Source organism: Stenotrophomonas sp. NRRL B-14846 (genome assembly GCF_050473585.1).
Classification (GTDB): domain Bacteria; phylum Pseudomonadota; class Gammaproteobacteria; order Xanthomonadales; family Xanthomonadaceae; genus Stenotrophomonas.
Genome location: NZ_JBFLUN010000022.1, coordinates 2708381 through 2725470, shown reverse-complemented (window position 1 = coordinate 2725470; position 17090 = coordinate 2708381). Strand labels below are relative to the sequence as shown.

Sequence of the window (17090 nt, the reverse complement as noted above, 5' to 3'; positions counted from 1 at the left end):
CGCTTCACTGCCCCGGAGCCTGCCATGCTGCTGTCCAACCGCCGTCTGTGGGCGAGGGGCGCTGCGTGAGCGCTGCACCGGGCAAGGGGCCGCTGCAGGGCCTGACGGCGGCGCTGCGCGAGTCGCCGGCGCTTTGGTGGTCATTCCTGTACTTCTTCTGCCTGCTCAGCGGCTACTACGTGCTGCGCCCGGTGCGGGAGGCGATGGCCGCCTCGGCGGACCTGGAAACGGTGTTCCCGCCCGTGCTCATTGCCTGGTTCGCCAGCCACGGCATCGCATTGAAGGACTTCGTCCTGCAGTTCCTGTTCTCCTGCGTGTTCGTGATCATGCTGGCGCTGCAGCCGGTCTACGGCTGGCTGGTCAGCCGCTTCCCGCGGCGGGTGTTCCTGCCGGCGGTGTATGGCTTCTTCATCGTCACCCTGCTGGGGTTCTACGTGCTGTTCGACAGCGGCGTACCCGGCCGGGGCATGGCCTTCTTCTTCTGGGTCATGGTGTTCAACCTGTTTGCGGTGGCGGTGTTCTGGAGCTTCATGGCCGATGTGTTCTCCAATGCGCAGGCGCGTGCCTACTACGGCTACATCGGCGCCGCCGGTACCCTCGGTGCCTTCCTGGGCCCGTTGATCACCAGTGCGCTGGTGCAGCGCGTGGGCATCGCCAACCTGATGCTGGTCTCGGCAGGGTTCCTGGTCGTGTGCCTGTTGTGCATCTGGCGGCTGCGGCACTGGGCGGTGCTGCGCGAGCGCGAGCAGCAACTGGTCTCCGGCGAGCAGCCGATGGGCGGCAGCGTGCTCGACGGCCTGAAACTGATCGTGCGCGAGCCGCTGCTGCGTTGGCTGGCGGTGATGGTGGTGTTCGGCGTGGGCGTCGGCACGCTGCTGTACAACCAGCAGGCGAGCATCGTGCGCGCGTCCTTCACCGATCCGGCGGCCAGTACCGCGTTCTTCTCGCGCATCGACCTGGCGGTGAATGCATTGGCGCTGCTGATGCAGGTGGGCCTGACCCGCTGGCTGTTGTCACGCCATGGCATCGCGCCGGCGCTGCTGATTCCCGGTTTCGCGATCCTGATCGGCTTCTCGGTGCTGGCAGCCTCGCCGATGCCGTTGATGGTCGCGGTGGTGCAGGTGATGACCCGTGCCAGCGAGTTCGCGCTGGCCAAGCCGGCACGCGAGACGATCTACACGCGCGTGGACCGGCAGTGGCGCTACAAGGCCGGCGCGGCGATCGATACCGTGGTGTACCGCGGCGCGGACCTGGGGTTCACCTGGGTCCACAAGGCACTGACCCTGTTTGGTTCGCACGTGGTGTTCATCGGCGGCGTGCTGGTGGCCGGCTTCATGACCCTGGCTGCGTTCGGCGTGCTGCGTGAAGAAAAGAAACTTCCGCGCGACCGCTGAGCCACGCGGGGTCGGGATCCCTCTCCCACGGAGAGGGCTCTGACCCCATCACCCCATCCATCCATCCAAGGAACCGCCCATGTACTGGATCGCACTCGCCCTGACCCTGCTGGTCGCACTGCTGCACGTCTACTTCCTGGTGCTGGAGATGTTCCTGTGGACCCGCCCGCTGGGCCTGAAGACGTTCCGCAACACGCTGGAGAAGGCCGAGACCACGCGCGTGCTGGCGGCCAACCAGGGCCTGTACAACGGCTTCCTGGCGGCAGGCATCGTAGTGGGGCTGGTGATCGATCAGCCAGTGCTGGTGACGTTCTCGCTGGCCTGCGTGGTGGTGGCCGGGTGCTATGGCGCGTACAGCGTGAGTCGCCGTATTTTCATGATCCAGGCGGTGCCGGCGATCCTGGCGTTGGTGTTTCGCGCGGTAGCGTAGTTTCCAGCCAACGGCGCAGCCCCTCGTGGGTTGGTCGCGTGGAGCTTGTCATGGGGTTGGCCGGGCGGGTTGGGTTCGCGGGGGACGCCGCAAGTACGTCCCTGTAGGCTTGGCCGCGGCATCCATGCCGCGGACACCCCCGCGAACCCAACCCGCCCGGCCTCAGACAGGTTCCGTGCGCGGCCAGCCCACGGAGAAGAAAAAAGAAGATCAAGGGCAACAGCGGATCGCTGCGCTCGTGGGTTCTGCGTGCATGAAAAAAAGCGGCCGATGGGTCGCTTTTGCTTTTGCTCTTCTTTTTCTCTTCCGTGGGGGACGCCGCAGAGATCCGTCCGAGGCCGGAGGGGTGGGGCCGGGCGGGGTATCCGCGCCATGGATGGCGCGGCCAAGCCTACAGGGACGTACTTGCGGCGTCCCCGCATGGACCCAGCCCTCCGGCCCAACCGATAAACCGCTTTCGCCGTCCACCCACGAGGGGCTGCGCCGTTCGCGGGAACCTCACTTCGCCGGCGACATCCACATGTCGATGACCGCGCTGAACACCTCGGTGCCCGCACGGTCGCGCACGCTCACCGTCACCGGCAGCGCATAGCCCTCGGCCGCGACGACAATCGGCTGCGCCGGCAACGCCACCGCCCGCAGCGTGCCACGCGCCTTCGCCAGGTACTGCACCTGCATTCCCTTCGGGATCCAGCGCATGCCCTTTGGCAGCGAGGCATCGACCATCAGCCCGGCGGTCAGCTCGGCCAGGTTGCACATCGCGATCGCGTGCACCGTGCCGATGTGGTTGCGCACCTTGCGGCGGTCGGCCAGCGTGCCTTCACAGCGGCCGTGTTCCAGGCGGGTGATGCGCGGCGCGATGCTGGCGAAGTAGGGGGCCTTGAAGCACACCGCGCGCGAGAACAGCCAGTTGCCGGCGGGCCAGCGCTGCAGGCGGTGGTAAAGCGAGAGCAGGGGCGTGGACATGGTGGATATTCCGGTCGGCGGATAAAGCGACGGCGGGCCGAGGCCCGCCGTCGAGGCAACGCGTGTCGCGGGCGATCAGGCCGCCTGCGAGTGCGGATCCTTGTGCTGGCGGTCGTAGTAGCTGGCCGCGCGCAGTTCGTGGGTGTCGAAGTCGTCAACGGTAATGGTGTCCAGGGTCAGCGTACGCAGCTCTTCCAGCAGGCTGCGTTCGTCCTGGGTGATCACGCCCTCGGCCACGGCTTCGTCCAGCTGCGCCTTGAAGTCCAGCGCCTCGATGCCCTTGCTCTTCAGCGCCTTCAGGAACTTGCGCTCCACCGGCTCGGCCATGATCGCCTTGCTCAGGTAGCTGTTGATACGGCCGCCCGGGTTGTTCTCGCACGGGGTCAGGAACACGCCGCTGGCCAGACGGTCGCGGGCTTCATTCGGCGCCATCAGCAGGGCGGCGACACGGCGGCTCAGGCGATCGCCCGGAGCCTCGGCGCGACGGCCCAGCGGGAAGATCAGCGCCCACATCAGCCAGCCGATCGGACGGATCGGGAAGTTGCGCAGTGCGGCCGACAGCGACTCTTCGATCTTGTGCACGCTGTCATGGAAGGCCCAGGCCAGCAGCGGCTGGTCGGCCTGCGGTGCGCCTTCGTCGTGGTAGCGCTTGAGCATGGCGCTGGTCATGTAGACGTGGCTCAGCACATCGCCCAGGCGGCCGGACAGCGATTCCTTGAACTTCAGCTTGCCGCCGAGGGTCATCATCGAGATGTCGGCCATCAGCGCCAGGTTGGCCGAGTAGCGGTCCAGCTTGCGGAAGTAGCGGCGGGTATAGGCATCGCCCGGGGCGGCACCGAAGCGCGCGCCGGTCAGGCCGAACCAGAACGAACGCACGGCATTGGAGATGCCGAAGCGGATGTGGCCGAACAGGCTGCGGTCGAAGTCCTGCAGGCCGGCACGGGTATCCGGATCCTGCGCGGCCTTCATTTCCTTCAGCACCCACGGGTGGCAGAGGATCGCACCCTGGCCGAAGATCAGCAGGCTGCGGGTCATGATGTTGGCGCCTTCCACGGTGATCGCGATCGGCGCGGCCTGCCAGCTGCGGCCAGCGAAGTTGCGCGGGCCCAGGATGATGCCCTTGCCGCCGATCACGTCCATCATGTCCGAGATCACTTCACGGCTCATGTTGGTGCAGTGGTACTTGGCAATGGCGGACGGCACCGACGGCACATCGCCACGGTCGACCGCAGCTGCAGTGGCCTGCGACAGCGCACTGATCTTGTAGGCCTTGCCACCGATGCGGGCCAGCGCTTCTTCCACGCCCTCGAAGCGGCCGACCGACAGGCCGAACTGCTTGCGGATGCGCGCATAGGCGCCGGTCACGGCGGCACCGGCCTTGGCACCGCCGCTGGCGGTGGACGGCAGGGTGATCGAGCGGCCCACGGCCAGGCACTCGTTGAGCATGTTCCAGCCCTTGCCGGCCATGGCAGCGCCACCGATCAGCTGGGTCAGCGGAATGAACACGTCCTTGCCGCGGATCGGGCCGTTCTGGAAGGTCGAGTTCAGCGGGAAGTGGCGACGGCCGATTTCAACGCCGGCGGTGTCGCGCGGCAGCAGGCCCAGGGTGATGCCGATGTCGCGGGTTTCGCCGATCAGGCCATCCGGGTCGTACATGCGGAAGGCCAGGCCGATCAGCGAAGCGACCGGGGCCAGGGTGATGTAGCGCTTGTCGAAGGTCAGCTTGACGCCGAGCACCTGCTCGCCGTTCCACTCGCCCTTGCAGACGATGCCGTAGTCCGGGATCGAGGTGGCGTCGGAGCCGGCGAACGGACCGGTCAGGCCGAAGCAGGGCACTTCGCGGCCATCGGCCAGGCGTGGCAGGTACTGGTCCTTCTGTTCCTGGGTGCCGTAATGCACCAGCAGCTCACCCGGGCCCAGCGAGTTGGGCACACCGACGGTGGAGCTGACCACCGAAGACACCGAGGCCAGCTTCTGGATGACCTTGTGGTGGGCCAGCGCGGAGAAGCCCAGGCCGCCATATTCCTTCGGGATGATCATGCCGAAGAACTTGTTCTTCTTGATGAAGGCCCACAGTTCCGGCGGCAGGTCCGCGTGGACGTGGGTGATTTCCCAGTCGTTGACCATCGTGCACAGCTCTTCCACCGGGCCATCAAGGAAGGCCTGTTCTTCGGCGGTCAGCTGCGGCTTGGGATAGTTGAGCAGGATGTTCCAGTCCGGATCACCGGTGAACAGTTCGCCCTCGAAACCGACCGAACCGGTTTCCAGCGCGATGCGCTCGGTCTGCGACAGCGGCGGCAGCACCTTGCGGAACACCTTCATCATCGGGCCGGTCAGCAGCGGCTTGCGGATGAACGGCAGCAGCAGCGGCACGGCGATGACGGCCAACACGGCGGCCGCGACGATCGTGGCGGTCTGGTTGACGTAGGGAATGAACCAGCAGGCGGCCAGCAGGGCCACGCTGATCAGCGTCCAGGTAACCAGCCGCATGCGGTGGTAGGCGACGAACGCGCCTGCCAGCAGCAGGGCGAGGAAGGGAAGAACGATGCTCATGAGCGTGCTCCGGTGACGTGCTCGTTTGTGGCGGACGAAGCCGCAGCATCCGCTGCGGGCAACACGTCCAGATAGTCCAACACAGTAGCGGTAAAGGCGTCGTTGTCATCGCCGGCGACCATGTGCGTGGCCTGCGGCAGCTGTACATGGCGCGCATGCGGCGCCAACGCCAGGAATTCGGCCACGGTCTGCGGCGTGACCAGGTCACTGCGTCCGCCGCTGACCAGCAGCAGCGGGCACTTCACCTGGCGCGCGGCCTCGGCCAGCGCATCCTGGTGCTGTTCGCTGTCGCGGGCCAGCTCGGCCACCAGGCGCGGGTCCCAGTGCCAGCGCCAGCGTCCGTGGCCGTCCTCGCGCAGCAGGGCACGCAGCGACTGCTCGGATTTGCGCGGACGGTGCGGCATGTACGCCGAGATCACGTCGGCGGCCTGAGTCAGCGAGGCGAAGCCGTCGGGATGGGCGGTCATGAAGGCCAGGATGCGCTCGACGCCGGCGGTGTCCCAGCGCGGGGTAATGTCGACCAGCACCATCGCCGAGAACAGGCCCGGCCAGCGTGATTCGGCCAGCAGGCCGAACAGTCCGCCCATCGATGCTGCAACCAGTACCGGCGGGCGCGGCTGCTCGCCGGCCAGCACGATCAGGTCATCGGCGAACTGTTCGCCGTGATAGGGCAGGTCGGCGGCATTCCAGTCCGAATCGCCGTGGCCGCGGGCGTCATAGGCCAGCGTCTGCAGGCCGGCCGCGTTCAGTGCGCGGGCGGTGGCATTCCAGGCGTGGCGGGTCTGGCCGAAGCCATGCGCGAACAGCACCCGGCCGCGCCGGCCATGGTCGCTGGCGGTGGCTGCCAGGCGGGCGCCATGGGCGGCGTCCAGGCGCAGGTCATGGAACGCAGCGGGAGGTGGGGACGTAACCATACTTGCTAGTATGGATCGCTTCGGGGGGAAGTCAATACTGCACGGTATGGTGCGCTGCGGAACGCACCTGAATGGACCGTCCCGAGGGTCCTGCGACGGTTTCGACCGCAACCGCGTACTGCAACGAACCCCGGCGTATGGTTAAATCAGCCCATGAATCAACCTGACGCTTCCGCCGGCGAACCGCGCGCCGGCCGCAACAGCCGCCTGAGTGCCGAAGACTGGGCCCAGGCGGCCCTCGATCTGATTGCTGAACAAGGTGTCGGCGCCGTCGCGGTGGAGCCGCTGGCACGGCGGCTCGGCGTCACCAAGGGCAGTTTCTACTGGCATTTCCCTTCGCGCGATGCATTGCTGCAGGCGGCGCTGGAACGCTGGGAACTGTTCGAACAGGAACAGGTGTTCGGCAGCCTGGAAGACGTGCCGGATCCGCGCGTGCGCCTGCGCCAGCTGTTCCAGATGGTGGCGCATGAAGTGCAGCCGCACATCATCTACAGCGAGCTGCTGAAGGCACTGGATCATCCGATGGTGCGGCCGGTGATCGACCGCGTCTCGCAGCGCCGCCTTGATTATCTGGTCGCCTCGTTCCGCCAGGCCGGGCTCAGCTCGACCGATGCGCGTCATCGCGCACGTCTTGCCTATGCTGCCTACGTCGGCTTCCTGCAGTTGTCGCTGCAGCTGCAGCAGCCCAAGCAGGCGCGCGAGGATTTCGAAGCGTACGTCGAGCATCTGATCGAGACGCTCATTCCGAACGGATGAGCGCCCGGGAATGATGCCGAAGCAAGGCCGCGGCGATGCCGCGGCCTTTTTTGCACGCCGGCCAGCCTCCTTCCTTGGCGCACAAAGAACAACGGCCCCTTGCGGGGCCGTTGCTGCATCAGCTGATCAGGCTGCCGATCAGAACTTCTGCTTGTACTGCATGTACATGAAGCGACCGATGTCGTAGCCACCGTAGTAGGAGAACTGCGAGTTCGGTGCCGAGTACATCTGCGGGCCGTAGTGGTCGAACACGTTACGTGCGCCGACGGCGATGGTCGCATTCCACGGTGCGTTCCAGGAAACCTGGACGTCGTGGAACATGGTCGAACCACGCTTGTTCATCGGCTGGTCGCGCACCGGATCCGGCGAACCGAAGTCCGGCAGGCTGCACTCGTCGCTGTAGTAGCAACGCTCCTTGACGCTGGAGAAGTAACGGGTGCCCCAGGTCACGCCCCAGTCGCCACGCTCCCAGCCCAGCACCAGGTTCGAACGCAGGCGGAAGTTGCTGCCGAAGCCGTTGAGGATCGACACCGGCACCTGCTGGGCGTTGGTGGTCTTCAGCACGTTCTTGGTGACGTAGCTGTTCTGCAGGTTGGCGTTGAAGGTACCCCAGCTGTCGGTCTCGAAGCGGTACGCCACATCGAAGTCGAAGCCTTCGGTTTCCTGGTAACCGGCATTACGCGGTGCGTAGGTCAGGTTGGTCACGTTGTGACGGTTCGGATCACGGGTGAACGAGTTGCAGCGGTCGGCGATGCCGAGCACGTAGCAGTCGTTCAGCTGGTCATCCGGGCTGTCAACGACGATGGTGTTGGTGATCTTGATGTTCCACCAGTCCAGGCTCATGTTCAGGCCCTGGGCGAAGGTCGGGCTCCACACCAGGCCAACGGTCTTGGACTTCGACTTCTCCGGGGTCAGATCAGGATTGGAGACGGCATTGAACGGATCCGGCGTCTGCTCATCCGGACCGCTGGCCGGCACATAACCCTGGCGCAGCTGGCGGAAGGTGCCGGAGGTCGGGCCGATGGCCGCGGCACAACGGGCCGCCACGCCCGGCTGATCAGTGGAGCCGAACGAGGTGTCGCACGGATCGGTGAAGTACGCGAAGGTCTGCGAGCTGCCGCCGTACAGATTGTCGATGGTCGGCGCGCGGAAGCCTTCGGCGTAGGTCGCACGCACCAGCAGCTGATCGATCGGCTTCCACTTCAGGCCGAACTTGTTGTTGGTGGTGTTGCCGAAGGTGTTGTACTTCGAGTAGCGCGTCGCGGCGTTGAAGCTCAGTTCCTTGGCACCCGGCAGGTCGGCCAGGATCGGAACATTCAGCTCCAGATAGACTTCGTTGACGTTGTAGCCACCACCGGTCGGGCCGGCAGCCAGGTCGGTGGAGTAGCCGGTCTGCGACAGGGCGTCCGGATTGTACGAACCCTTGTCTTCGCGGTACTCGTAACCCAGCGCGAAGCCCAGGTCGCCGGCGGGCAGGGTGAACAGGCTGCCGGCGATGTTCGCGTAGTAGGTCTTGGTGGTGACTTCACCGGTGTTCTTGGTGGTCGGGAACAGGAACTGCTGCAGATCCGGGTTGCCGGTCAGGCCACCGTCACCGGTACGGCCGTACGGAATGGCCGGGTTCCACGGCAGGCAGCCGCCGGCACCCGGGCCGTAGATCGGATTGGAACCGTCAACCAGGCCTGCAGCGGTGCCGCACTCGACGCGACCGGTGGCCGGGTTGTAGAACGAGGGACCGGTGGCAGCATTGACCGCCAGCACGTTGTAGTTGCCGGTCTGGCTCTGCTGGTTCTCAGAGTTCTGGTAGATGTAGCCGGCTTCCCAGTCGAAGTACTTGTCATTGAACTGGAAGCTGCCCTGCAGGGCGCCGGTGAAGCGGAAGGTGGTCAGCTTGTTGGTCGACAGGCGCGGCACTTCCCAGCCACGGCGCATGAAGCCCATGTCCTTGCCGAAGGGGTTGTAGTAGCTGTCGGCATCCCACTTGGCACCCAGGCGCTCATACGACGCGGACTGCAACGGATAGCCGGCGACCTGGGCCTGCGACTCACGACGGGTGTACAGCAGGTCGGAGACGAAGCGGATGTTGTCGGTCAGGTCGTACTGCACGTTGGCGAACACCGAGCGACGCTTGGTCGGCGTCAGCAGGTGCATCTGCGTGTTCGAGTTGCTGGTATCGCCGGTGATGCCGTCGAAGTCCTGGTCGTGGTACTGGTTGACGTCGCGGTAGTCGCCACCACGGTTCAGCACCAGCCAGTCATCGGTATCCGGATCGATGATGGTGCCCCACTGGCTGACCGGGCTCCAGTTCTGGGCCGGGTGGAAGGTGGTGCGCGGATAACGGCTGAACCAGCGGTCCTTGGCCCACACTTCCTTTTCTTCGGCGTATTCGGCGCCGATGGTGATCGAGCCACGGTCACCGGTGAAGCCGGCCACGAAGTCGTAGCTGGTCTTCTGGCCGTCGCCTTCGCCGTACTGGCCGACGTAGGCGTTGGCTTCCAGGCCCTGGAAGTTCTTGCGGGTGATGATGTTGATCACGCCGGCGATCGCATCGGAGCCGTAGATCGACGACGCGCCGTCCTTCAGCACGTCGATGCGCTCGACGATGGCCGACGGGATCTGCGACACGTCCTGCAGGCCGCTGACGCTGGCGCCGAGGCGCTTGCCGTCGACCAGCACCAGCGTGCGCTCGGCACCGAGGTTGCGCAGGTCGATGTAGAAGCCACCGACGGCTTCACCGGAGGACAGCGGCTCGGAACGGCTGATGGCCGGGCTGCCGGCGGCAGAGATGTTCTGCAGGACGTCGGCAACCGTCTTGAAGCCGCTCTTCTCGATCGAAGCGCGGCTGATGCTCAGGACGGGCTGGGCGGTTTCGGTATCGACCTGGCGGATGCGCGAACCGGTGACCTCGATACGGTCGAGGTTGGTGGCTTCCTGGGCGTGGGCCGTCGCGGTGGTGGCACCGGCGACAAGCGCGATCACAACTGCGTCACGCAGCTGGCTGGACTTGAGTTTCATTGGCTCTCTCTCTCCAAGAAATCTTGGCTGGGGTTAATGCCCGGCGGGGGAGCGAAAAAGCGCTCCCAAATCGCGAGGCTGACCCGATAGTAACGGGCGTTCGCCAAGAATTAAAGCTGTGTTAATGAAGTCTGTGATTTTGGTAAAAATGAACTTTTTTCATGCCAATCAACAGGTTGCTGGTATGGTCATGACGTTCTGCCTCGTTTGTTAACGCAGAATGATGAAAAAAGTTTCGATTGAAATGTATCTCAGTATGTCGATTCGCATTGTTTCATCACCCAGCAGCGATACCGATTACGTAGGTGCGCGGCAGGCATGCATATGCAAAAGGCGCCTTTCGGCGCCTTTGGGAATATCGTTGCTGAGCCTGTTTACCGGGATCAGAGATCCTGTTCGTAACGCACATACGGCACGGTGCCGTCGTCGTTGCTTTCATTGCGCGGGGAGAACGGATTCTTGCCGCGGCTGATCACATTCTCGGCGCCGACGGTGAGCTGGCCGGACCACGGGGTACGCCAGGTCAGGCCGATGCCCAGGCCTTCCCACTTGCCGGGCTTGCCCGGGACGTCGACCACGCGGCCGATGATGCTGCCGGTGAAGTTGCCGTAACCGGCGCCGATGCTCAGGCTCTTGCTGTCCCAGCGATCGACGATGGCCGGCGAGGCGTCGGCCAGCGGAACCAGGCGCGCCTTGGCGTAGGTACCGGCAATGGAGACGAAGCCTTCGCGACCGATGTTCTTCTGCGCGAACACGGTCAGATCGTTCTGCTCGGCGCGCAGCGAGGGTGTCTTGTTCGGGCCCGACAACCAGGCGGGCAGGGTTTCACGGCCGGTGCCGGCGGTGATGCCCAGGCGGCTGTTGCCCCGGTTCAGCGCCGCGGTACCGCTGAAACGACGGCTGTTCAGATCATCCTCGTCGCCCAGGCTGGCCAGCATGCAATGGCTGGCCAGGCCGCTGATGCTGGTGCCGCTGCTGCTGTTGCAGAGCAGGCCCAGCGAATCGCCGGAGGACAGGCCAAAGGCCGCGTCCAGCGAATTGCGGCCGAAATGCCAGCGGGCGCCGGCCGCCTGTTCACCGGTCGGTTCCAGGTACAGCAGCGCCTCGACCTTGCCGCTGCCCTTGTTCCATACCGGCAGGACGGTGCGGGTGTCCTTGCTCTGCGCATGCACGCCCGTGATCGCGCCAAGGGCGATCAGCAGGGCCAGCGGTAGACGCAGGTAGGTACGCATCGGACCAGTTCAGACAGGGACGGACAACGGAAGTTCCCGTGGGGACGGGAACCTGATCCTAGGGTGTTTATGAATTCTTAACAAGCCTTGATCCTCCCCAGGTACAAGACTGCCGTTTACTGAAGTCGTTCAGGCGCCGGTACAACCCCCTGGGCGCCGTGGAACAGTATGCCGAACTCCGTCAATGGAAAGTGATACTCGCGCCCGCAGAATTCGCAACGCACCTCGACGGCGCCAGTATCCTCGGCGGCCGCGCGGGCCTCCTCTTCCCCCAGCGACTGCAGCATGCCGGCCACCCGCTCGCGCGAGCAGGAGCAGGCGAAGGACAGCGGCTTGTCGCCCAGCAGTTCCGGCCGCTCCTCGTGGAACAGGCGGTGCAGCAGCTGCTCGGCCGGGGTCGCCAGCAGCTCGGCCTTGCCCAGGGTCTCGAACAGGGCGCTGGCGCGGGCCCAGCCATCCTCGTCGCCTTCGCCGCCCGGCAGCTTCTGCAGCAGCAGGCCAGCGGCACCGTTGCGGTCGGCCGCCAGCAGCAGGCGGGTCGGCAGCTGCTCCGACTGGCGGAAGTAGTCCTCGAAGGCCTCGTCCAGTTCCGGCGCGGTCAGCGCGACCAGGCTCTGGTAGCGCTGCGGCTCGCGCGGGTCCAGGCCGGGGTTCTCGATGGTGATGGCCAGGATGGCGTCCTCGCCGAGGCTGGACAGGTCACGCGGCGCGTCGGCGCCCTCGCTGAGCTGGGCGATGCCGCGCAGGGTGCCGGCGGCGGTGCATTCGGCGAACAGGGTGCGTAGGGCGGTGCTGCTGCGCAGTTGCACCGACAGGCGGCCGTCGATCTTGGTGTGGCCGGTGAACAGTGCCGAGGCGACACAGGCCTCGCCGAGCAGCTCGGCAGCGGCGTCCGGGTACGCAGCGTGGGACAGGATTTCCTGCCAGGTGGCCTGCAGGTGCACATGCACGCCGCGGACGCCGGCGTCGGGGAGCAGGAAACGGATCAGGGAATCGGAGTTGGCGGTCATCGGCTCACATCGCGCGTAAACGGGGGCGGTTGCCGGATAATGCGCCGACAACCAGACAGAAGAAGGATGCACCAGTAATGGGGGCAGCGGGAGAGCAGCACAAGGTAGAGGCGGTGGTGGCCGCGCCGCGCCGGCGACGCTGGCGCTGGAAGCGGCTGCTGTGGCTGCCGGTGCTGCTGGCCGCCTTCAGCTGCCTGCAGGTGCTGGTGCTGCGGTTCATCGACCCGCCGGTGTCCACGGTGATGCTGTGGCGCTATGGCGAGGCGCTGGGCGAGGCCGACTGGTCCTATCGGCTGCATTACCAGTGGCGCGACCTCGACCAGATGGCCCCGAGCCTGCCGATCTCGCTGGTGGCGGCCGAGGACCAGCGCTTCCCCGACCACAATGGCTTCGACCTGCAGGCCATCGAAAAGGCCCGCGACCACAACGCCAGGGGCGGACGCCTGCGCGGCGCCAGCACGATCAGCCAGCAGGTGGCCAAGAACCTGTTCCTGTGGCAGGGCCGCAGCTGGATCCGCAAGGGCCTGGAAGTCTGGTACACGGTGCTGATCGAGGCGCTGTGGCCGAAGGAGCGCATCCTGGAGATGTACGCCAACATCGCCGAGTTCGGTGATGGTGTGTACGGCGCGCAGGCAGCAGCCCAGAAATACTGGGGCAAGGACGCGGTCCGGTTGAGCCCGGCCGAGAGCGCGCGACTGGCGGCGGTACTGCCGGCACCGCGACGCTACAACGCGGCCGCGCCGGGGCCGTATGTGCAGCGGCGTGCCGCATGGATCCAGCGCCAGGCGCGCCAGCTGGGGGGCGCGTCATACCTGTCGGAGGACTGAGACAGGCGCGGCGTGATCGACAGGCGACGGGCCGTGCGCCCGGCGGGCAACGTACAATCCGGGCATGACCCGCGAACGGCTCACTTTTGTCATCGCCGCCTACAACGAGGCCCTGGCGCTGCCGCTGCTGCATCCGCGGTTGTGCGCTGTGCTGGACGGCCTGCCCGACATCGACGGCCACATCCTCTATGTGGATGACGGCAGCCACGATCGCACCTGGGAGGTGATCGCCGGGCTGGCCCAGGCCGACGCGCGCGTCTCGGCGCTGAAGCTGTCGCGCAACTTCGGCAAGGAGGCGGCGCTGACCGCAGGCCTGGATCTGGTGCATGAGGGGGCTGCGATGATCCTCGATGCCGACGGTCAGGACCCGCCGGAGCTGGTGCCGCAGTTCGTCGCGCGTTGGCGCGAGGGCCATGACAACGTCTACGGCACGCGCATGGCCCGCGATGGCGAGGCCTGGATCAAGCGCGCCACGGCAGCGATGTTCTATCGGGTGATGGGCCGCCTGTCGCGTACGCCGATTCCGGCCGATACCGGAGATTTCCGCCTGCTGTCGCCGCGCGCGCTGAGTGCCCTGCGCGGGATGCGTGAGCGCCACCGCTTCATGAAGGGGCTTTTCAGCTGGGTAGGCTTCAAGCGGATTGCCGTGCCCTATCACCGCCACGCGCGCGTGGCCGGCACCAGCAAGTTCAGCCTGTGGCGGCTGTGGAATTTCGCCCTCGAAGGCATCACTGGGTTCTCGACCGTGCCGCTGCGGGCCGCCACCTACCTGGGCCTGGCAACCGCAGCGGTCGCGTTCGTGTTCGGCCTGTGGGTGATCGTGAAGGCGGCGCTGTATGGCGACCGGGTGGCGGGCTGGCCGACGATGATGGCGGTGATCCTGTTCCTCGGCGGGGTGCAGCTGATCGCGCTGGGCCTGATCGGCGAGTACCTGGGACGGCTGTACGAGGAGTCCAAGCAGCGGCCGTTGTACCTGGTTGACGCGTGGCTAGCATCCGCCGTGGCAGACTCGGCCCTGCAACCCACCCTCGGAGGGCAGGCAGATGACGACGGTACGGCAACTGTTGGACGGCAAGTCTCCTGAAGTACATGCGGTCGCGCCGGATGCGGCGGTGATTGATGCGATCCGGTTGATGGCGGAAAAGGGCATCGGTGCGGTGCTGGTGATGGACGGGCCGCGATTGGTCGGGATCCTGTCCGAGCGTGATTACGCGCGCAAGATCGTGCTGCGTGATCGTTCGTCGCGCGATACCGCGGTGGCGGAGATCATGACGGCGCAGGTGGTGACCGTGTCGCCGGGCGAGAAGGTGGAGCACTGCCTGCAACTGGTGACCGACTACCGCATCCGCCATCTGCCGGTGGTCGAGGGCGCACAGGTGCTGGGGGTGATCTCCATCGGCGACCTGGTGAAGTCGGTGATCGATGCGCAGCGGCGCGAGCTGGACCAGCTGCAGCAGTACATCGTGGCGGGATGAGTCTGTCGCTGGCGGGCCTGCGGCCCGCCGGCCCGCTTTTTGAAGCTCAAAGCCAAAGCCAAAGCAGCGCCTTCCTGATACGTCGGTAGGCTGAGGGCATGGGCGTGCAGGACACGCCGCAAGTACATCCCTGTAGGCTCGATGGCGCCATCCATGGCGCCAACGGTCCTGCACGCCCATGCCCTCAGCCTCTGGACAAGTCCCACGAGTGCGGTGGGTTGCAGCGTCGGTTGACTGCCTTTGGTAGCTGCCAACCTTGGTTGGCAACAGCTTTTGACTTTGCTTTTTTCTTTTGACTTTGAATTTCCGCTCTCGTTCCGCGCGAGCAGGAAACTGTCAGGAGGGGGACGGGTGACGCAGGCAGGACCGTTGGCGCCATGGATGGCGCCATCGAGCCTACAGGGATGTACTTGCGGCGTGTCCTGCCTGCGTCACCCGTCCCCCTCAAACCACGATCAATCCAGGCGCCGCGAACAATGCTCCTACTTCGCATACTGCCCGCCGCAGTCGGCATCCTTGCCCGGCCCGGGTTCGATGGTCGCCAGCAACGCCGCCGGCGGGGCGATGCTGCCCAATGCCAGGGCCACCGCGCCGCGGATGCCCAGCGCCTTGAAGTCCGGGCGGAATGACGGGTCCTTGAAGGTGCCGGCGATGTGCAGCGGCGAGCGCAGTACCAGGATGCTCTTGTCCTTCGGCCGTGGCTTCAACAGCAGGTCCAGGGTCTCATCGCGAAGGCTGACCGTGCCCTCGCCGATGATGATCGTGTCGGTGGTATCCACCGCCAGCGCCTGGCTGGTCATCAGGCCGTCGCGCACGCCGAAGTCGGCGAAGGCGCAGCGCAGGGGGATCTGCTTGTCGCCGGTCACCAGGAATTTCAGCGACTCGGTGATGTCCAGGCCGGCCAGCTCCATCACCAGGTTGCCGACATGGCCGCGGCCCATCGCCAGGCCGACCTTGCCGCTGCTGCTGCCGAGCATCGCGGCGATCGAATTGCCGCGGCCACTCAGGTCCACCTCGCCGCCGATGCCGCCCTTGGCCTGTTCGGCCAGCTTGGCGTCGGGGAACAACTGGCCGAGCTGCACGCCGCGCACGCTGGCCTTCAGCGCGGTACTGATCTGCGGCTGGCGCGCGTCCATGCGGATCGTGCTGCGGATGTCGCCGCCGGCGACGCCGAAGTTCAGCGGGTCCAGCCGCAGCACACCGTCATCCAGCAGCAGATGGGCATCCATGTCGTCCAATGGCAACGAGGGCGCGTTGATGCGATGGGCCTTCCAGCGCACGTCGGCATCCATCGCACGCAGCTTGCCGAGGTTGTAGGGCGTGTCGGGCAGCACGCGCGCACGGGCAGCCACCCGTGCGGCCTCGGCCTTCTGCTGCGCATTGGCGGTTTCGCCGCCGCCGGTTTTCGGTGGGGCGCCGACGAAGCCGGCCAGGTCATCGAAGTCCAGGCGTCTGGATTCCAGCGTGGCCGTCAGTCGCGGGCGCGCGCCGCCCACTTCGAACTGCAGGTTGCCGCCGAGGTCGCTGTCGCCGACCTTGCCGGTGAACTGCTCATAACGCCAGAGGTTGTGGTCACGCTTGAGCCGACCGTTCAACGCATAGGGCGGGGACGGCGGAATGGCGATGCCGAGCAAGGGGTAGAGGTCGGCCAGGTCCTGGCCGCTGAGCGCGAACTGCAGGTCGAATACGCGCAGCTGGAAGGGGTTGGTCAATGTGCCGCTGGCGACGGCGTGGGTGGCGCCGGCGCGGCCGTCGAGGTGGATGCGGAACGGGTGATCGCTGTCGGTCAGCTCCAGCGGTGATTCAGTGCCACCGCGCAGGGTGAATGGATTGCCCTGCCAGTGTCCCTTGCCCTGCACCAGCAGCGGTGGCGCGGCGTCGGCCTGCTTCGGCTGCCCGCTGCGCACGTCCACGCGGATATCGGTGCGGCCGAGTGCATCGAGGAACTGCAGGCGACCGTCATCGATGCGCAGCCGTTTGAGCTGCGGGCTTGCCCCGCCGGCGCTGTCACCGAGGAAATCCCAGTTGCCCGGTTCGCCCTTGCGCGGGGCGGTTTCCAGCAGCACGTCCGGCCGGGTCAGGCGCACTTCGGGCAGCTGCACGCTGCCGCGCAGCAGGGGCCAGACCCGCACGTCGATCTCGACGCGGTCGGCGCTGGCCATGTTCGGCTGCTTCGCCCAGCCTGCATTGGCGAAGGTGATCGCATCGGCGCGGATCGTACTGGTACGGCCGAGGTCGACATCCAGGTGGCCGATGTGCAGTGCGCGGCCGGTGCGGGCCTGCACTGCGCGCTCGACCGGGCCCTTGAACCAGTTCCAGTTCCACAGCGCGATCAGTACCAGCAGCGCGGCCAGCAGGAAGGTGAGCAGGGCCAACCAGCGCTGGCCTCGCGGGCCGGGGCGGCGGAGGCGCCAGCGGGGCGTGCGCGTTGCAGCAGGGGAGGCGGCAGCATTCACGCTGCCATGGTTGCCCCCTCATCGTGGACGGGGCGCGAAGCGTCCATGTGCGCGGCGTGCAC

The 17090-nt window shown here is 66.2% G+C and carries 13 protein-coding genes; 6 read left to right on the top strand and 7 right to left on the bottom strand.

Going from position 1 to position 17090, the window contains the following annotated elements:
* Positions 1 to 65 precede the first annotated feature (65 nt).
* A complete protein-coding gene (locus AB1281_RS14825) occupies positions 66 to 1394 on the top strand; it encodes an NTP/NDP exchange transporter (RefSeq protein ID WP_430346268.1) in 1329 nt (442 codons plus the stop codon).
* Between the two features lie 79 nt (positions 1395 to 1473).
* Positions 1474 to 1824, top strand: a complete 351-nt coding sequence (locus tag AB1281_RS14820; protein WP_422347608.1) for a DUF1304 domain-containing protein — start codon at positions 1474 to 1476, stop codon at positions 1822 to 1824.
* Between the two features lie 498 nt (positions 1825 to 2322).
* Here AB1281_RS14820 and AB1281_RS14815 read toward each other — a convergent pair whose 3' ends face one another.
* The 3 genes from AB1281_RS14815 to AB1281_RS14805 form a co-directional block, all read right to left on the bottom strand.
* Positions 2323 to 2790: a hotdog fold domain-containing protein gene (locus tag AB1281_RS14815; protein WP_412704191.1), complete on the bottom strand. Its 468-nt coding sequence runs from the start codon at positions 2788 to 2790 to the stop codon at positions 2323 to 2325.
* Between the two features lie 75 nt (positions 2791 to 2865).
* Complete coding sequence (locus AB1281_RS14810) at positions 2866 to 5343, bottom strand: acyl-CoA dehydrogenase (RefSeq protein ID WP_014038165.1); 2478 nt, start codon at positions 5341 to 5343, stop codon at positions 2866 to 2868.
* On the bottom strand, positions 5340 to 6257 hold the full coding sequence (locus tag AB1281_RS14805; protein WP_014038164.1) for an alpha/beta fold hydrolase: 918 nt from the start codon (positions 6255 to 6257) through the stop codon (positions 5340 to 5342). Before AB1281_RS14805 ends, AB1281_RS14810 begins: the two co-directional genes overlap by 4 nt.
* Before the next feature lie 153 nt (positions 6258 to 6410).
* Between AB1281_RS14805 and AB1281_RS14800 the strand changes: the two genes are divergently transcribed.
* Positions 6411 to 7013 carry a TetR/AcrR family transcriptional regulator gene (locus AB1281_RS14800; RefSeq protein WP_005418411.1) on the top strand — a complete coding sequence of 201 codons (603 nt, stop codon included), beginning with the start codon at positions 6411 to 6413 and terminating at the stop codon, positions 7011 to 7013.
* 138 nt (positions 7014 to 7151) lie between these two features.
* Here the strand turns inward: AB1281_RS14800 and AB1281_RS14795 are convergent, their stop codons facing one another.
* From AB1281_RS14795 to AB1281_RS14785, 3 genes are all read right to left on the bottom strand, one after another.
* Entirely contained in the window at positions 7152 to 10028 is a 2877-nt protein-coding gene (locus AB1281_RS14795) for a TonB-dependent receptor plug domain-containing protein (protein WP_430346267.1), read from the bottom strand.
* 383 nt (positions 10029 to 10411) lie between these two features.
* Positions 10412 to 11260, bottom strand: coding sequence for a hypothetical protein (locus tag AB1281_RS14790; RefSeq protein ID WP_014038162.1), 849 nt, complete (start codon positions 11258 to 11260; stop codon positions 10412 to 10414).
* A gap of 116 nt (positions 11261 to 11376) precedes the next feature.
* A complete protein-coding gene (locus AB1281_RS14785) occupies positions 11377 to 12270 on the bottom strand; it encodes an Hsp33 family molecular chaperone HslO (protein WP_430346266.1) in 894 nt (297 codons plus the stop codon).
* Positions 12271 to 12347: 77 nt separating this feature from the next.
* Here AB1281_RS14785 and mtgA point away from each other — a divergent pair, with 77 nt between their 5' ends.
* The 3 genes from mtgA (at position 12348) to AB1281_RS14770 (ending at position 14572) form a co-directional block, all read left to right on the top strand.
* Positions 12348 to 13097, top strand: coding sequence for a monofunctional biosynthetic peptidoglycan transglycosylase (gene mtgA, locus AB1281_RS14780; protein WP_430346265.1), 750 nt, complete (start codon positions 12348 to 12350; stop codon positions 13095 to 13097).
* A 64-nt stretch (positions 13098 to 13161) separates the two neighbouring features.
* On the top strand, positions 13162 to 14181 hold the full coding sequence (locus tag AB1281_RS14775; protein ID WP_075676864.1) for a glycosyltransferase family 2 protein: 1020 nt from the start codon (positions 13162 to 13164) through the stop codon (positions 14179 to 14181).
* Positions 14141 to 14572, top strand: a complete 432-nt coding sequence (locus AB1281_RS14770) for a CBS domain-containing protein (protein ID WP_014038158.1) — start codon at positions 14141 to 14143, stop codon at positions 14570 to 14572. The genes AB1281_RS14775 and AB1281_RS14770 overlap by 41 nt, the downstream gene beginning before the upstream one ends.
* 482 nt (positions 14573 to 15054) lie before the next feature.
* Here the strand turns inward: AB1281_RS14770 and AB1281_RS14765 are convergent, their stop codons facing one another.
* Positions 15055 to 17028, bottom strand: a complete 1974-nt coding sequence (locus AB1281_RS14765) for an AsmA family protein (protein ID WP_430346264.1) — start codon at positions 17026 to 17028, stop codon at positions 15055 to 15057.
* Positions 17029 to 17090 lie beyond the last annotated feature (62 nt).